Here is a 16,567-nt window from a genome sequence, read left to right as displayed (position 1 = left end):
TTATATTGTTACAAAGATTATTTCTTTGTTTGTTTTATTAATCTTTATTACTTGAAAAGGTTGCTCTATTGCCATTGTAACCATATCTGTTGGTTTTGGGCCAGCATGCTTTACGTTAATTATTAATTTACGCTCTTGAATGCTAATTTTTTCAACCCCAATATCAAACCCTCCTGTGTTCCTTACTTTATCTATTAATACAATTAATGTATTTTTAGAGAAATCAACAACAGGAATATTGTTCTTATCGATATTTAATGTTGATAGGAAATACTGCCATTCATTTACTGATGTAATAACTTTATTCTTCTCTTTAATATTTTCTGAACCATTCATTTTTCCTTTATATAAAGAAGTAAATGAATCTTCTTCTTGTAAATTTATTTGATTTTTATTAGGACAAGAGGTTAACATTATACTAAATAAAATAGTTATTACTAATTTCATATATCTATTACATTTTAGCAACAGCCTCCATTGCTTTATCAATAGCTTTTGTTATTTTCTTAAGGTCTTTTTCTGTTAAAGCTGATGATAAGAACCATGCTTCAAATTGTGACGGTGGTAAGAATACACCGTTATTCATCATTTCCCAAAAAAATGTTGCAAACTTTTTAGTATCTGAAGTCTGAGCTTCTTTAAAATTAGTTACTGTTACATTTGTGAAAAATGGATTAATCATAGACCCAAATCTATTCACGGTAATTTCTACGCCATGTTTTTTAGCTGACTCTAATAAGAATACTTCAATAATTTGAGCTACCTCATTAAATTTCTCATACGGGTTTTGCTTTTTCAATTCTCTTAAAGTCGCAATTCCTCCTGCCATAGCAATCGGATTCCCAGATAAAGTTCCTGCTTGATACATTCCGCCTAAAGGTGCTACTTCTTCCATTATTTCATTACGCGCTCCGTAAGCCCCCACCGGAAAACCACCTCCTATTACTTTCCCTAAGCAAGTAATATCAGCTTCTACCCCTAATAGTTCTTGTGCTCCACCAAATTTAGAACGGAAACCTGTCATTACTTCATCAACAATTAACAACGCTCCCTTAGACTCTAAATACGCTTTTAGTTCTGGTAAAAAGTTATCTTGAGGAATTACAACTCCCATATTACCAGCAACTGGTTCTAAAATAACTCCAGCAATATCATCATGGGCTGAAAAATGTGCTTTTACACTATCTAAATCGTTATAATTTGCAATTAAAGTGTTTTTAACGGCTCCTTCAGGAACCCCTTTAGAACCAGGTAAACTTAATGTTGCTAAACCAGAACCTGCTGCTACTAATAAAGCATCTTGATGCCCATGATAACAACCTGCAAATTTTATAATTTTATCTTTTCCTGTAAAAGCTCTTGCTAAACGAACTCCGCTTAATACAGCTTCTGTACCAGAGTTTACAAAACGAACCTTATCCATTCCAGGAAAAGCATCACAAACAATTTTTGCGAGCTTAATTTCATTTTCAGTCGATGCTCCGAATGAATATCCGTTTTTTAACGCCTTTGTTATTGCTTTTTGTACTTTTTTATGACGGTGACCTAAAATCATTGGTCCATAAGACAATACTAAATCTACGTAGGTATTATTATCTACATCAGTAATTTTAGTTCCTTTTGCTTTTTTTATAAATAAAGGGTTACCTCCTACTGAAGTAAATGCTCTTACAGGAGAATTTACTGCTCCTACTAAGTTTACTAATCCTTTAGTATATAATTTTTGTGATTTTTTAAATTCCATAACTTAATTTCAGTTATCTTTTTTATTAACTAATTACTTTTAGTGACCTAAGTGTTTTGATTTAACTCTAACAAATCCCAAAGGTTACCATATAAATCTTTAAATACCGCAACGGTACCATAGTCTGCTTCTTTAGGAGCTCTAACAAATTCAATTTCATTAGAAACCATTTGGTTATAATCTCTCCAAAAATCATCCGTACTTAAAAACAAAAAAACTCTACCTCCTGTTTGATTTCCTATAAATTTTTTCTGCTCTTCTTTAGATGCTTTTGCTAATAATATTGTTGTTCCTTTTGAATTTGGAGGGGCAACAACAACCCATCGCTTATTTTCAGCTGATTGGTACGTATCTTCTATCAATTCAAAATTTAATTTTTTAGTATAAAATTGAATTGCTTCATCATAATCATCAACTACCAAAGCAATATGCACTATTGATTGCCTCATTTTTTTACCTATTTAAAACTCTTGCTGCTTCTTTTGCAAAATAGGTAATAATAATATCTGCTCCTGCTCTTTTCATAGATAGTAAACTTTCCATCATTATTTTTTCACCATCAATCCAACCTTTTTCTGACCCTGCTTTAACCATTGAATATTCACCACTCACATTATAACATGCAATTGGTTTATCAAAATTATTTTTTAAATCTCTTATAATATCTAAATATGACAATGCAGGTTTTACAATTAAAACATCAGCTCCTTCCTGATCATCAAAAGTTGCTCTCCTTATTGCTTCATCTCTATTAGCTGCATCCATTTGATATGTTCTTCTATCTCCAAAACTTGGAGAAGAATCTACAGCTTCTCTAAAAGGTCCGTAAAATGCTGATGCATATTTAACTGAATATGCCATAATTGGTAAGTCAACAAAACCTGTATTATCTAAAGACTCCCTTAGCATTGCTACGATTCCGTCCATCATACCTGAAGGAGCTAACATATCTACTCCTGCTTTTGCATGAGAGACTGCTTGCTTTGCTAGATTTACAATTGTTGCATCGTTATCTACATCGTTATCGTGAATTACACCACAATGACCATGTGAAGTGTATTCACAAAAACAAACATCTGTAATTACATATAAACTCGGGTATTTTTTTTTAATGAATCGGATTGCTTGCTGCATAATTCCATTATCATTCCAAGTTTCTGTTCCAATAGCATCTTTTTTTAAAGGAACACCAAACAACATTACCGCTGGAATATTTAAAGAAACTAATTCTTCTAATTCCTCTGAAATTAAATCCAAGGAATATCTAAAAATCCCAGGCATTGAAGAAATTTCTGTTTTTATATTTTCCCCTTCTTCAATAAATAAAGGATATACAAAATCATCTACAGATAGTTTAGTTTCTCTTACTAATCTACGAATTCCTTCTGTTTTTCTAAGTCTTCTTGTTCTGAACATTACTTATTTTTTTGTCTAATCGAGCGCAGTCGAGATAATTTCATTGAAACCTCTCGACTGCGCTCGAAGTGACAATATTTTTATATACGTCATTACCAGGAGGAAAGTGACCTTACTCTTTTACAAAATGTAAATTCACTAATTCAATAATACTTTCTACTGTTGGTAAATTAGCTACTTGTACATCTTCAAAATGTTTTCTTGCTTCTTTTGCAGTACTCTCGCCTATACAAAATGCTACTTTATCAGCTTTATTTTCTTGCATATAACTTTCTACAGTTGATGGACTGTAAAACAATACTCCATTTACAGTATCAGCTACTTTAGAAGGGCTATACAATGTTTTATACGCTTCTACTTCATTTACTGTAATATCATTTACTTTTAAAGCATTTGGCAAAGTATCTAAACGTAAATCACTACAGAAGTAAGTTACTTCTTTTCCTTTGATCTCTTTAGAGAGATACTTTGATAATTTCTCTGCGTTTCTTTCAGATTTTACTACCGCACCTATTTTTTGCTCTATTAACTTTTTGGTTCTACGACCAACGCAATAAATATTCTTAAATTTTAATTCATCAGAAGTAAAAGAATTAGCAATTGCTTCTACGCCATTTTTACTTGTAATAATTACGTTTTCAATTTCGTTTTTAATTACTTTAGGAGCAATTCTATTAAAACGAATTTTGATAAAATCACTATCGGCTACACCTACCGATTTTGGTAATAATTTCTTTTGAAGCTCAGATAATTTTTTAGTAGAATAAATAGAAAACTCTTTTTGTTCTTCTACATCATCTAACATTAATTCTTTACCTCCCCTATTTATTACATAATCAGCACAATCTTTAGCCAAAAGACGGTGACGACCTACTTTTTCGTTTTTTGTTACTGTTATTTTCTTTTTACCATCTTTACTTAATAATAAACCTTTAAAGTTTATTTCTTCTGTTTTAGGATCAATGTATGCTAAAGCTCCTATTGGTGCTGTACATCCGCCTTCTAATAAATTTAAAAACTCACGCTCAATACCTACACAAACTTGTGTTTCGTAATGATTTAATTGTTCACATGCATCTGTAGAAAATTCATCTTCCTTTAAAACTGTAATCATAATAGCACCTTGAGCTGGTGCAGGTATCATCCAAGAAAGGTTAATTGCACCTTCAGGACGCTTACCTAATCTTTCTAACCCTGCTGCTGCAAAAATAGCACCATCCCAATCGTTATTTTCTAATTTTTCTAATCTCGTATTTACGTTTCCTCGTACACCAACAACCTCATGTGTTGGATAACGATTTAACCATTGTGCTTTTCTACGCAAACTACCCGTCGCTATAACACCGTTTGGCTGTCCGAAAAATTCTTCGTTATCTTTTAATACTAAGATATCATTATAATTTGCTCGTTTTAAAACGGCTCCTTGAATGATTCCTTCTGGTAAAACTGTTGGAACATCTTTTAAAGAATGTACTGCAATATCAATATCGCCATTTAACATCGCGATATCTAAATTTTTAGTAAAAATCCCTGTAATTCCTAACTCATATAAAGGCTTATCTAAAATAAGGTCTCCTGTAGATTTAATTGGAACTATTTCACATTTATACTCTAACGCTTCTAATTCTTTACGAACTTTGTTTGCTTGCCACATAGCCAATTGGCTATCACGTGTACCTATTCTAATTGTCTTCTGCATGGATAGTTTCTAAATTTGCACCAAACACTTTTGCCATTACTTCTATACTATTACTTACAGAAGTTTCTTCAGCTTTTAAGTGTTTTACAAATTGGGTGGTTATTTTCTGGATGAATCTTGATGTGATTACTTCTGCTTGAGATTCATCAAAATCTTTTATTTTTTTCTTATGAAAAGCTATTTCGTCTTGTTGAATTGTTTTTAACGATTCTTTTAATGCTGTAATAGCTGGAGTAAATTTTCTATGATTTAACCACTCACTAAATTCAGTTTTATGAGTTTCTATAATTAATTCGGCTGTTGGTATTTCTTGTTGACGAATTGCTAATGTTTCATCTGTAATCTTCGATAATTCATCTACATTTATCAAAGTAACATTTGCTAAATTTGCTACTTCTTTTGAAACATTTGCAGGCATTGATAAATCTAAAATCAACAACTCATTGTTTGTTAAAATATGATCTCTTGTAATAGTAGCTTCAGAAGCTCCTGTAGAAACGATTAATACATCTGTATTTGCAATTTCTTTATTTAAGTTTTCAAACTTAGCTTTTTTAATAGAAGGGTGTTCTTTAACAAACTCTTTTGCTTTCTGCTCTGTTCTATTAATTAAACTTACCGATTTATTTTGAGTATACTCTGCTAAGTTTTTACAAGTATGCTTTCCCATTTTACCTAATCCAAAAACTAAAATATTTTTCGAATTATAACATGGTGAATTTTTAATAATATATTGAACTGCTGCGTAAGAAACTGATGTTGTTCCTGAGCTTAACTTAGTTTCATTCTTTACGCGTTTACTAGCTTGCATCACATGATTTAACAAGCGCTCAAAATATGCATTGGTAGTACCTACTTCTTTTGCTAATTTAAATGCTTGACGCAATTGACCAACAATTTCGTAATCTCCTAATATTTGGCTATCTAAACCTGTACCCATTCTAAACAAATGGTTTATAGCTTCATTATTCTTATAAACATTAGATACTTCTGCAAATTCTTCAACTGCTCCGTTTGAATACTTACATAACAAACTAATTAATTGAAAAGGATGCTCTGCAAAACCAGTAATTTCAGTTCTATTGCAAGTAGATAATACAAAGATACCATCCATCCCATTTTGTTTAGCTTCTTTTAAAAGTTCAACTTGGTTTTCTTTAGAAATACTAAACTTCCCTCTAATAGTTGCGTCAGCTTTTTTGTAACTAACACCTATGTTATATAAATTCTTATTATGTATATCTGCTGTCATTCAGTCTTATTCAATAAGGTGGTTCAAAAATATAAAGATTAAATAAATAAAAATGTCGCTGAAAGAACTTTTAATGTCGCTATCAGTTTTTTAGCATAAAAACATCTCTAAAACGCAGATAAAGTGTATTTTTGCAATGAAATCAACTATTAGAGACATCTCAATTTAGACTCGTTCTAAATAAATTATTTTTAAATACATTTTCAATCATGTCAAAAAACATCGCAGAAAGTTCATTTAGAGAAATAGTATTAGAAAAAGGTTTTTTTGTATTAAAATTCCAAAATAATTCAAACGAAACAGAACTATATAAAAGAGATATTGACAACTCTTATATACAGTTACATTACTGTATAAAAGGTAATTGTAAATTTCATTTTAACAATAACAGTTATACTTTTAATGTATTAGATAAACATTCTATCTTTCTATACAACCCCCAACAAAACTTACCAATAAATTTAGAAATTCTACCTAAAACATCTTTAGTTTCGATTATAATATCAATCGAAAAATTTCATGCTTTATTTTCAAAAGAAGCCAGCTATATTCCTTTTCTAAGCGAAGACAATAAAAACAAAAAATATTACGACAATACCGAAATTAAGTCTAACGCACTAATGGTTCTTCATCAAATTTTAACAGCAAAGAACCATAGCAGTATGAAAGACCTTTATATTAAAGGAAAAACATACGAACTTTTAAGTCTTCATTTCGATACTGGTGAAAATACAGAAAATGAATACTGTCCGTTTTTAGTTGATGATCGTGAAGTTTTAAAAATTAGGCAAGCTAAAGATATTATTATCTCTAAAATGAGCGAACCTCCAACCCTACAAGAATTAGCAAATGAAGTTGGTTTAAATTTAAAAAAATTAAAAGAAGTATTTAAACAAATATACGGTGACACTGTTTATAGTTTTCTTTTTGATTATAAGATGGAACATGCTCGTAAACTTTTAGAAAGCAATCAGTTTAATGTAAATGAAGTTGGCTTACAAGTTGGCTACAGTACTTCCAGTCATTTTATAGCTGCATTTAAAAAGAAATTTGGCACAACACCAAAGCAATACGTAATGAACTTACAAAAAGAGAGTTAAAATTTTGATTAAGGCTAGGATTTTTGATTTAAATACCCCACTAGGACATAAGGTTTCTGTTACCGAGTTTCCTTCAATTAATAGTAACGATATTGTTATTATTTTATCTGCTACAGGTGTATTACAAAAATATTATGCTAAGTTTTCACAATTTTTACAATCAAAAAACCACACTGTTTTTACCTTTGACTATAGTGGTATTGGTCGATCAAAAAAGAAACCACTTACTCAATTCAACATCACTCTTTCTAATTGGGCTACCAATGATATCGAAACTGTTCTTTCGTATATAAAAAAACAATATCCTTTAAAAAAAATTAATTGTATAGCACATAGTCTAGGTGGTCAATTATTAGGCTTAACTCCCTCAAGTAAAACTTTAAACAACATAATATTAGTAGCTTCACAAACGAATCATTATTCTTTTTGGAATGGCCTTAATAAAATAAGAATATTTTTTAATTGGTTTATTATCTTTCCCTTTTTTACAACTTTTTTTAAATATTTCCCAAGTAAACATTTTATTAAAATGGAAAATTTACCAAAAGATGTAGCTCGTGAATTTAGTAAATGGTCTCAACAAAAAGAATATTATTTCAATTTAAAAACAAATAACGAACTATATCACCACCAAATTTATTCAAATTTAGTTGGCTATAGTTGTACTAATGATAAATTTGCACCTGAAAAAGCAGTAGACTGGATGGTTTATAAATTTAACAATGCAAATATTACACGCAAACATCTAATTCCAAGTAATTATAATGTAAAAAAAATAGGGCATTTTGGATTTTTTAGAACACATTTTAAAGATTCAATTTGGCAAGAATTCTTAACTGATTTACAAAAATAAATGAAACAACTTACACATTACGATATCGAAAACAAGCAACAAAAATTCCCTATAACGATTGTTTGTGACGCCATTAGGACTCCTGAAAATATTGGAATGTGTTTCCGTATTTCTGAGAGTTTTGGTGTTGAAAAGATATTTTTACACGAAAATTCTCCATCTATCGAGAATAGAAATGTAAAACGTACCGCTCGAAATACGGATACTCAAATTGAACATGAAATATATACTGATTTTGATTTACTAATCAATAAATTAAAAGAAGAAGGGAATACTATTATAGGTATTGAAATTGCTGATGAGAGTATAAGAATTCAAGATTTTGATTTTACGACAAAAGAAAAAATAGTTTTACTTTTGGGAAGTGAAAGAAACGGGATTGAGAACATAAACCTTGCAGACGCTACAATTGCTATACCTATGTATGGACGTAATTCATCAATGAATGTAATACATAGTTTAAGTATTGCCCTATATGAAACAACAAATCAATTAAATAAAAAATAGCATTATAAAGATTGTAAAATAATTTTAAAATCAAATTACTTTACTTTATTCGTAATAGATAAATAAAATAATGAAAGGAGCTTTATTAGTAAACTTAGGATCACCAGAAAGTACATCTCCAAAGGATGTAAAAAAATATTTAGGCGAATTTTTAATGGACGAACGTGTAATTGATGTTCCATATTGGTTTCGAGCTTTTTTAGTAAAAGGAATCATATTAAATACACGCCCTAAAAAATCTGCAGCAGCTTATAAAAAGATTTGGTGGAAAGAAGGCTCTCCTTTAATTGTTTTATCTGAACGCCTACAAAATAAGGTTCAACAAAAAACAGAACTTCCTGTTGCACTAGCAATGCGTTATGGTACAATGACCATCAAAAAAGGATTACAAGAATTACATAATAAAGGAGTTACTGAAGTTATGTTAATCCCTTTATATCCTCAATTTGCTATGGCAACTACTGAAACAATTGTGGTTTTAGCTGAAGAAATACGTGCTGCCTATTTTCCTGAAATGAAGATTACAGATGTTCCTGCTTTTTACAAGAAACCTGAATACATTAAAGCCCTATCAAATAGCATTAAAGATTATTTAACTGATAAAGATTATGATCATATCTTATTCTCATACCACGGAGTTCCAGAGCGACACATTGGTAAATCTGACATTACAAAGAGTCATTGTAAAATTGATGGTAGTTGTTGCAATACTCCTTCAAAAGCACATGAGTTTTGTTACCGTCACCAATGTCTTCAAACCACAAAAAATGTAATTTCTGAATTAGGTTTGAATGAAACTACGGTATCAACATCTTTTCAGTCTCGCTTAGGAGTTGATCCTTGGCTACAACCATATACTGACAGAACCATTGTAAATAAAGCTGAGAAAGATGGAGTTAAAAAATTAGCTATCGTTACCCCAGCTTTTGTTTCTGACTGTTTAGAAACTTTAGAAGAAATAGCTATGGAAGGAAAACATGAGTTTTTAGAAGCTGGTGGTGAAGAATTTTACACAGTACCTTGTATTAATGATAATGAAGAATGGGTAGATGTTTTAGCTGGATGGATTAACGAATTTTAAAATAAATCAATTATGGATTTTTTATACATAAAAGCATTACATATTATTTTTGTAGTTACTTGGTTTGCTGGTTTGTTTTACATAGGTAGGTTATTTATTTATCATGTAGAAGCTGAATCAAAAGAAGAACCTGCTAAATCAATTTTACAAACTCAATATAAATTAATGTCAAAACGCTTGTGGTATATTATTACTTGGCCTTCATTATTTTTAGCAAGCTTCTTTGCTTTTTGGTTACTTTGGAAAAACCCTATTTATTTAGAAATGCCTTGGATGCATGTTAAATTAGCATTTGTTTTAGCTTTATATTTTTACCATGGGTTTTGTCATAAAATATATAAAGAATTGCAGCGTGATGAAATTAAATATTCTCCTACAAAACTTAGAATATTTAACGAAGCTCCCACAGTAATTTTATTCGCTGTAGTATTTTTAGTAGTTTTAAAAAATGCAATTAATTGGATTTGGGGTGTTGTAGGTATTATCCTCTTTGGCGTTTTACTAATGATAGGTATTCGCTTTTACAAAAAAGTAAGAGCAAAAAAATCTTGGGATAAGTTTGAAAAAGAATTAATTGAAGAGGATGAGGAATTATAAAGTTAAAAAAGCGAAGTTTTAAAACTTCGCTTTTAATGGCTGATAAAAAACAAATATACTCACATATTTCTACCTAAGATAACTTCATCGGCATACTCTAATTCATCACCAACAGAAACTCCACAAGCAATAAATAGTTGAAGTTGTTATATTACATTTTTCAACCTACTTATAAACTTAACAATATCTTCTTATTTAGCAAAAAAACAATACAATAAGAAATTCTCTTCCTTACTTGTAAAGCCACTAAAATCCAATCTTTTTAGTTTTCAAAAAGTGTACTAAAAACATCTTCTAAACTTTTTCTTCTATAATAGCTAAAAGCTTATCAGACCAAAGCATTTTAAAATGACCGGTTTTCTCTAACTCAATAAACATTGCATTTTTCATTTGACTACAAACCTGCTTTGAGTTTTCTATCTTAACAACCCTATCTTTTTTATCATGAATAAAAAAAGCATTGTCAAATGAAATATTTTTCACAAAAAGACTCGCCTCCATATCTAGAGGTTCATAATTGGTCGTCTTTCTTATTAACTTAATAAAAGCATTTTTTGTTTTATCTGTCAACCCGAAATACCGTATTGTTTCTTGAATATAATCTACAAATTTATCTGGAGTTGTGCATTGTATCAATGTATCTCCTTTATATTTCAAAGAACTCATTGCCATTAAAGCCAACACACTTCCTATTGAATGTGTTACAACAAGATTATAGGTTTCTCTCTTTAAAAGAACTTCTATTAATTCAGGGATATCAAAAAAATTTGTTTTTCTTTTGGTACTATTTCCATGACTTGGAGCATCAAAACTAATAACTCTATATCCTTTTTTAACTAAAACCGGAATTATCGCGCCAAAATTAGAAGCTCTTCCTTCCCATCCATGAACAAGTAATGCTGTTTTTTCTCCTTTACCCCATTCGTACATAGCAATATCAAACTTCTTGAACACTATACTACTCCTTTTAGATTGCTCAATAATAGATTTTTCAAAAGACCTAAATTTCTTAACTCTTGGATTTGAGATAAAATGAAATGCTATTTTTGCTGTTACTTTAGGCGAAACACGTTCTATTAGTCTAAAAAACTTCTTTGTATTCATATTTCTATATTGATTAAATAATTAATGAAACAAAGAAAAAAAAATACGCTTAGAAATTCATTGACCTCGGTTAAGAAAAGTTAATTTTAGTAATTCTTTTTCGAATACGGCTTAAACTCTCTGGCTGAACACCAATATACTGAGCGATGTGATATTGCGGAATTCTATTCAGTAATTTAGGTCTATTTTTCAACAAATCAGTATACCATTGCTCAGGTGTATTTGTTAATAAAGCCTGGGTGTGTTTATCTTTTTCAATAAGTATTTTTTCATAAAAAAACTCTCTAAGTTTTCCCCAATTACAAATTTGAGTAGATAAAGTATTAATCGTTTCTTTTGAAAAAAGAATTAACTCACAATTTTCTAAAGCTTGAATCGTAAATTTAGATGGACTAGAAGATAAAAAACTTTCTAAATCTCCCACCCATTGCCCTTCTTCAAAAAATTGAATAATACGTTCTGTTCCGTTCTCAATGGTATAGAAACTTCGTAGTACTCCTTTTTGAACATACGCTTCAAAATTACAAACACTTCCTTTTAAATTTAATATTTCAGAAATTTTAAGTGTTTTTTTTTTAAAAGTATCTTTTAATACAGATAATTCCTTTTCTGTAATAGAAATTATCTTTGATATTTGATTAAATAGCTCTGAACTCATATACCTCAAATTTACACTATTATATTAACTTTTTATACTTTGCTCAAAAGGGATTCAATAAAACAGAATAAACAACTTTTAATCAACTAATTAAGCAATACATAAAATTAAAAGTGAAGTATAAGTGAAACTACAAACTTCTTTTCACCTAGTTTAAGACCATAATAAGTTTCTAGCACATAAAAATCGTAAAACAAATTTACTTTTATTTTATGTTTAAAAAACTATAGCTATTGTTTGTTAACACAAGTATTTATTTCTCGACATTATATTTAGCCTTAAATTTTTCAGCGCTTTTAATTAAATATATGCTATAAATAAGACTTCCAATAATCATTAATTTGACCATAATTCCTCTAGTAAAAAAGGTTGGGTCAAATATGAGGTTAAAAGTATAAACAGTCAATAATAAAATTAAAGGTATTATTGTATAGCGTATAGGGTTTTCCATAATCTTATACCCACAAAAAGCTATTATTGATGTGATTGTTAAATTGATAATTATGGTAATATAATCACTACCAATTGAAAAAAAACCAATAATCATAAAAAGAAGATTAATTCCTGCAATTCCATATAGGATTTGTTGACTCCTTTCTATTGAGTCACCAGAATCAAATAAGACCCCTTTTTTATTTATAAATTTCCCAATATGAATGGCTCTTTCTTTTTCTGTTCCCTTGAAAGGAAACTCACAATTTTTACAAAATTCAATATTTTCAGTCTGTTCAGATTTACAAGCTGGGCAATTTACTTTTTCCATTTTTCTTTATTTGTGTTAACGTTTAGGCTCGTATGGTTAGTACGGGAATTAAAAGTAGTGAACTTTCGATCTAGCACTTAGCCAAAACTTTTTATTTTATTTTATTTTTTTCTTTATAAAGCCAAATCAAAAGATTTGGCGGGCTTTATTAAAAAGTACTAAACTTAATTTTAAGCACAAAACCCCTTATTAATTATAGATTTTGTTAGCTATAGTTTTATATTTAGTGTTTTTGAAGTCAAATTCTTAGGGCTTGATTTGAGGTATATAAATAAATTTTCAATGATTCCACTTGTTTTATATATCAATATTTGTGGCTCCTCTTTGAAATCTTTTATAGTCAAATTATCTATTAATGATTTTGTTAATTTTTCAGTAATATTATCTCCAATAGCATAGTCATAAACACTTTTAGGTATATTTATATTAAAATTTCCACCAATGTATTCTTCACCTGTTTTACTTGTTCCAGAGATTTTTATGTTTTCATCTAATTTCGGTAAATAAACGTAAGCCTTGTCTTGCTGTATTTTTAAAAGCTTTAATCCTTTAAAATCACCTAAATTAAAAGATTTGTTTTTATCATTTTCTCTAAACTCTTTATAAGAGATTTTTTGGTATTCGACCAATGTTAAACTTATCGTTCCATTTATGGTATCATATTTTTTTTGGAGAGGAAATTCGATATTTATACCAGCACTATGAAACGATAACTCGGTGTCTTGATTTATTTTTACTTTTCTTTCTTCTGTTTCTATAACAGGTATTCTGTTTCTATCTAATAATTCAATATTTGAAATTGACACAATTATATTTGATAGAAGGTTATCAGTATTGGAAGTCTCTTCTATGGCACTATTTAAATTTAAAGTAGAGTGAAAATCAAGATTCCATTTTTTTCTATAATCTTGTTCAACATGTAAAGTATGATTGTCAATTAATGTATTAATAGTCTTTTTAATAGTCTCTTTATCTAATTTTTCTACATCCCAGGGCTTATTAAACTTTTTACCTATTTTGCTTTCTATATGAGGAGATTTTTTTTGTGTTTTATTTTCTTGAATATCTTTTATTACATATGGTAAGAATTGTTTGTATTGATTTAATTCCTCAGAGCTTTTTTGTCCAATTATTAAATTAGGTAAAGCAATTAAAGTTATTATTAGGAATAGTTTTTTTTTCATTTTTTTTTTGAATTATAGCTAACGTTGCTATATATGGTTTGTTGCGTGTTTAAAGCAACTAATTCAGTAAATAATTACCGCCCAAGAAAGTCCGTGAGGACTTTCGCAAGTAGGCAAGAAGCCAGCAATAAATTATATATGGTATTGGGTGGCGTTATTGCTTTTTCATTGCCATTATCATTTCAGAACCTTGCTCTTTTATTGAAACAATTAATTTGTTTTTTGTAACAGAAATTAATTTTTGTTCAGCTATTCCGTCTAAATCATTTGTTTTTATTATTCTCCTTTTTTTGTCAAATTCCCATTTCCCAACATATTTCTGACCGTTTTCCATTCCTTCTTGTTTTCCACCTTTATGAAACATTACCCAATTCATTTTTTGCATTTCTGAAGGTAAATCCATTTTTTTTCCACCCATTTCCATATATTCAATATGCCATTTTCCAGATGAAATTAAAGCTTCCTCATTTTTTTCTTGAGAGTTAATTGTTTGAAATGAAGAAATGATTAAGAATGTTATAAGTACAAGTTTTTTCATATTATTTATTTTTCGATTTTTCTTTTATGTTCGGTTTTTAATGACACCCAACGTTTCGGGCTATGGTTAGTACGGGATTAAAAAACAATTAATTTCCGATTAAGCACTTAGCTAAAACTTTTTATTTTGTTTTATCTTTTTCTTTATAAAGCCAAATCAAAAAAATTTGGCGGACTTGGTTTAAGCGACTAAACTTTGGGTTAAGCACCAAAACCCGTATTAATTATAGCCATTGTTAGCAGTAGTCTTTTCATTCTACATTCACTTTCACAAGTCCCGAATATGTTCCAATCCATAAATCTCCATTTTTGTCAAGTTGTAAATCGGAAAGATAAACACTTGGGATTTTTGAATTTTCAATAGTATATAAAAACCAATCTTTACCATCATATTTGGCAAGTCCAACCTTCCAAACACCTACCCAAATTATGTTTCGTTTTTCGTCAACCACGAAGTCAGAAATTGAATTTGAAGGTATTTTTGAATTATTTATGTTTAAAATACTCCATTCATTTTCAGTAGTTAATTTTGCCAAACCAGAATATTTATCTCCTTCGCTATGAAGTGAAAACCATAAGTTTCCTTTTTTGTCTTCAAATCCATTCAATATTGAATTATTGTCAAGTGGAGTTCCTGAATTATTGAATTGAGTGGTTTCTCCATTTTCAATCATTGCATTTCCATCATACGTACCAACCCATATTCTTTCTTTACTATCTACAAACACTCCGCTAATTCGATTACTCGGTAGGTTACTTTTTTCTTTGTTTAGAACAGTCCAAGTTTTGTTTTTATATTTTGCTAAACCTTTTCCAGATGCAGCCCAAACGTTGTTCTTATTATCAGCATGGAATCCTCTAATCCAACCTAAGGGAGAATTTATCGAGTCAAAGACCGTCCAGTTTTGATTATCAAATAGATATGTGTTATAGCCTGCGCTAAACCACTTGTTATTTAAACTGTCAACCATTGCGTGTCTAATAGTAGATGTTAAATTTTTATTATATTTTGTGGCTTTCAATGCAGAATTTTTTGAATTGTAAAGTTCCATTTTGTTATCCTGTATTTTAATAAGTCCGTTATCGGTACCTAACCATAAAATTCCTTCTTTATCGATAGTTACTGCTCTGGAATAATTGTGTCTGATTTTTGAGTTTTTACTATTGTAAATATTGAAATTACTGTCTGTTAAGTCATTTTTATAACCTTTAAAGGAATTGGTTATTTCTAATTCTGTTTTCTCGGATTTGATTTTTTTCATAAAAGAGTTATCAAAAAAATCTTGATACTTTGTAGTTACTTTTCCTTTTCTGAATTCAAAATTTAAGAATACAGTTGCATTTGTTGCATTGTTATTCTTGTCAATTGACGGAAGCCAAATAGGCATTGAATTAATTGTTTCTCTAATCTTTAGGTTTTCCGTGCTTATATTTACATCTCTTTGTATGCTTTTTACACATTGATTTCCTATACTGTCTACAAGTATTTGAACATAAATATTACCTTTTAGTTTCTTTGAAAAATCAGTCAACTCTTTTTTGAAGTAACTATCAATATCATTTGCAAATTTGGCTTTCGGACTTCCACAATCAAGGCAAAATTTTCCAATATGACAATCATCATATTTTTCAATAAAGATATTTTGAGAGTATAAATTTGTTGTAATTAGTAGAATTGTAATTACAAGTAAGTTTTTCATTCGGTTTTCGTTTTTTTTTTAGATTACTGCCAACAATGGGATATATGTACTAGTACATATATTTTCATTATACTTTTTTACAAATTTAATTGATTTTTTATCAATTAAAAATTTACTAACCACAATTATCTCTAAGAACTTTTTCAGTTCTAGGATATAAAAACCTATAGTATAAATTAATTTGTTGCAACAAAAACGAATTATTGTTGCAGCACGCTTACAACACTGCAACACCAATAAACACAGTACTTTTAAAAAATATTATAGAAAATTAAACACCCTGTTGCAACAAGCAACAACAAAACTGCAACAAAACTGCAACAGAATTTAAAGTTGTTGCAACAAAAATCCCACTCAAAAACTGAGTGGGTT

At 29.4% G+C, this 16,567-nt stretch carries 17 protein-coding genes; 5 read left to right on the top strand and 12 right to left on the bottom strand.

Annotated elements, in window-relative coordinates:
* From CXF68_RS12480 to hemA, 6 genes are all read right to left on the bottom strand, one after another.
* Positions 1-447: a protease complex subunit PrcB family protein gene (locus tag CXF68_RS12480; RefSeq protein ID WP_101045162.1), complete on the bottom strand. Its 447-nt coding sequence runs from the start codon at positions 445-447 to the stop codon at positions 1-3.
* A 7-nt stretch (positions 448-454) separates the two neighbouring features.
* Positions 455-1,744 carry a glutamate-1-semialdehyde 2,1-aminomutase gene (gene hemL, locus CXF68_RS12475; protein ID WP_101045161.1) on the bottom strand — a complete coding sequence of 430 codons (1,290 nt, stop codon included), beginning with the start codon at positions 1,742-1,744 and terminating at the stop codon, positions 455-457.
* A gap of 47 nt (positions 1,745-1,791) precedes the next feature.
* On the bottom strand, positions 1,792-2,193 hold the full coding sequence (locus tag CXF68_RS12470; protein WP_101045160.1) for a VOC family protein: 402 nt from the start codon (positions 2,191-2,193) through the stop codon (positions 1,792-1,794).
* Positions 2,194-2,197: 4 nt separating this feature from the next.
* Complete coding sequence (hemB, locus tag CXF68_RS12465; RefSeq protein ID WP_101045159.1) at positions 2,198-3,160, bottom strand: porphobilinogen synthase; 963 nt, start codon at positions 3,158-3,160, stop codon at positions 2,198-2,200.
* Between the two features lie 112 nt (positions 3,161-3,272).
* A complete protein-coding gene (hemC, locus tag CXF68_RS12460) occupies positions 3,273-4,859 on the bottom strand; it encodes a hydroxymethylbilane synthase (protein WP_101045158.1) in 1,587 nt (528 codons plus the stop codon).
* Complete coding sequence (gene hemA / locus CXF68_RS12455) at positions 4,843-6,111, bottom strand: glutamyl-tRNA reductase (protein ID WP_101045157.1); 1,269 nt, start codon at positions 6,109-6,111, stop codon at positions 4,843-4,845. The genes hemC and hemA overlap by 17 nt, the downstream gene beginning before the upstream one ends.
* A 209-nt stretch (positions 6,112-6,320) precedes the next feature.
* On the opposite strand from hemA, the gene CXF68_RS12450 reads away from it, so the two are divergent.
* From CXF68_RS12450 to CXF68_RS12430, 5 genes are all read left to right on the top strand, one after another.
* A complete protein-coding gene (locus tag CXF68_RS12450) occupies positions 6,321-7,211 on the top strand; it encodes a helix-turn-helix domain-containing protein (RefSeq protein WP_101045156.1) in 891 nt (296 codons plus the stop codon).
* Between the two features lie 4 nt (positions 7,212-7,215).
* The gene (locus CXF68_RS12445) at positions 7,216-8,064 is read left to right on the top strand and encodes an alpha/beta fold hydrolase (RefSeq protein WP_157821927.1); all 849 of its coding nucleotides are present in this window, start codon (positions 7,216-7,218) and stop codon (positions 8,062-8,064) included.
* Positions 8,065-8,571: a TrmH family RNA methyltransferase gene (locus tag CXF68_RS12440; RefSeq protein WP_101045153.1), complete on the top strand. Its 507-nt coding sequence runs from the start codon at positions 8,065-8,067 to the stop codon at positions 8,569-8,571.
* A gap of 67 nt (positions 8,572-8,638) precedes the next feature.
* Positions 8,639-9,652, top strand: a complete 1,014-nt coding sequence (hemH, locus tag CXF68_RS12435; RefSeq protein WP_101045152.1) for a ferrochelatase — start codon at positions 8,639-8,641, stop codon at positions 9,650-9,652.
* 12 nt (positions 9,653-9,664) lie between these two features.
* Positions 9,665-10,249, top strand: a complete 585-nt coding sequence (locus tag CXF68_RS12430; protein WP_101045151.1) for a CopD family protein — start codon at positions 9,665-9,667, stop codon at positions 10,247-10,249.
* Positions 10,250-10,543: 294 nt separating this feature from the next.
* Here the strand turns inward: CXF68_RS12430 and CXF68_RS12420 are convergent, their stop codons facing one another.
* The 6 genes from CXF68_RS12420 to CXF68_RS12395 form a co-directional block, all read right to left on the bottom strand.
* Positions 10,544-11,353, bottom strand: a complete 810-nt coding sequence (locus CXF68_RS12420; protein WP_101045150.1) for an alpha/beta fold hydrolase — start codon at positions 11,351-11,353, stop codon at positions 10,544-10,546.
* Between the two features lie 70 nt (positions 11,354-11,423).
* Positions 11,424-12,011 (bottom strand): Crp/Fnr family transcriptional regulator, encoded by a 588-nt coding sequence (locus tag CXF68_RS12415; protein ID WP_101045149.1) that lies wholly within the window; start codon positions 12,009-12,011, stop codon positions 11,424-11,426.
* A 253-nt stretch (positions 12,012-12,264) separates the two neighbouring features.
* On the bottom strand, positions 12,265-12,774 hold the full coding sequence (locus CXF68_RS12410; RefSeq protein WP_101045141.1) for a hypothetical protein: 510 nt from the start codon (positions 12,772-12,774) through the stop codon (positions 12,265-12,267).
* A gap of 209 nt (positions 12,775-12,983) precedes the next feature.
* Positions 12,984-13,958: a hypothetical protein gene (locus CXF68_RS12405; RefSeq protein ID WP_101045140.1), complete on the bottom strand. Its 975-nt coding sequence runs from the start codon at positions 13,956-13,958 to the stop codon at positions 12,984-12,986.
* Between the two features lie 154 nt (positions 13,959-14,112).
* Complete coding sequence (locus CXF68_RS12400) at positions 14,113-14,496, bottom strand: hypothetical protein (RefSeq protein ID WP_101045139.1); 384 nt, start codon at positions 14,494-14,496, stop codon at positions 14,113-14,115.
* 250 nt (positions 14,497-14,746) lie between these two features.
* On the bottom strand, positions 14,747-16,195 hold the full coding sequence (locus CXF68_RS12395; RefSeq protein WP_101045138.1) for a two-component regulator propeller domain-containing protein: 1,449 nt from the start codon (positions 16,193-16,195) through the stop codon (positions 14,747-14,749).
* Between the last annotated feature and the right edge of the window lie 372 nt (positions 16,196-16,567).

The organism is Tenacibaculum sp. Bg11-29 (genome assembly GCF_002836595.1).
Taxonomy (GTDB): domain Bacteria; phylum Bacteroidota; class Bacteroidia; order Flavobacteriales; family Flavobacteriaceae; genus Polaribacter.
This window is presented reverse-complemented; position numbering and strand designations above follow the sequence as displayed.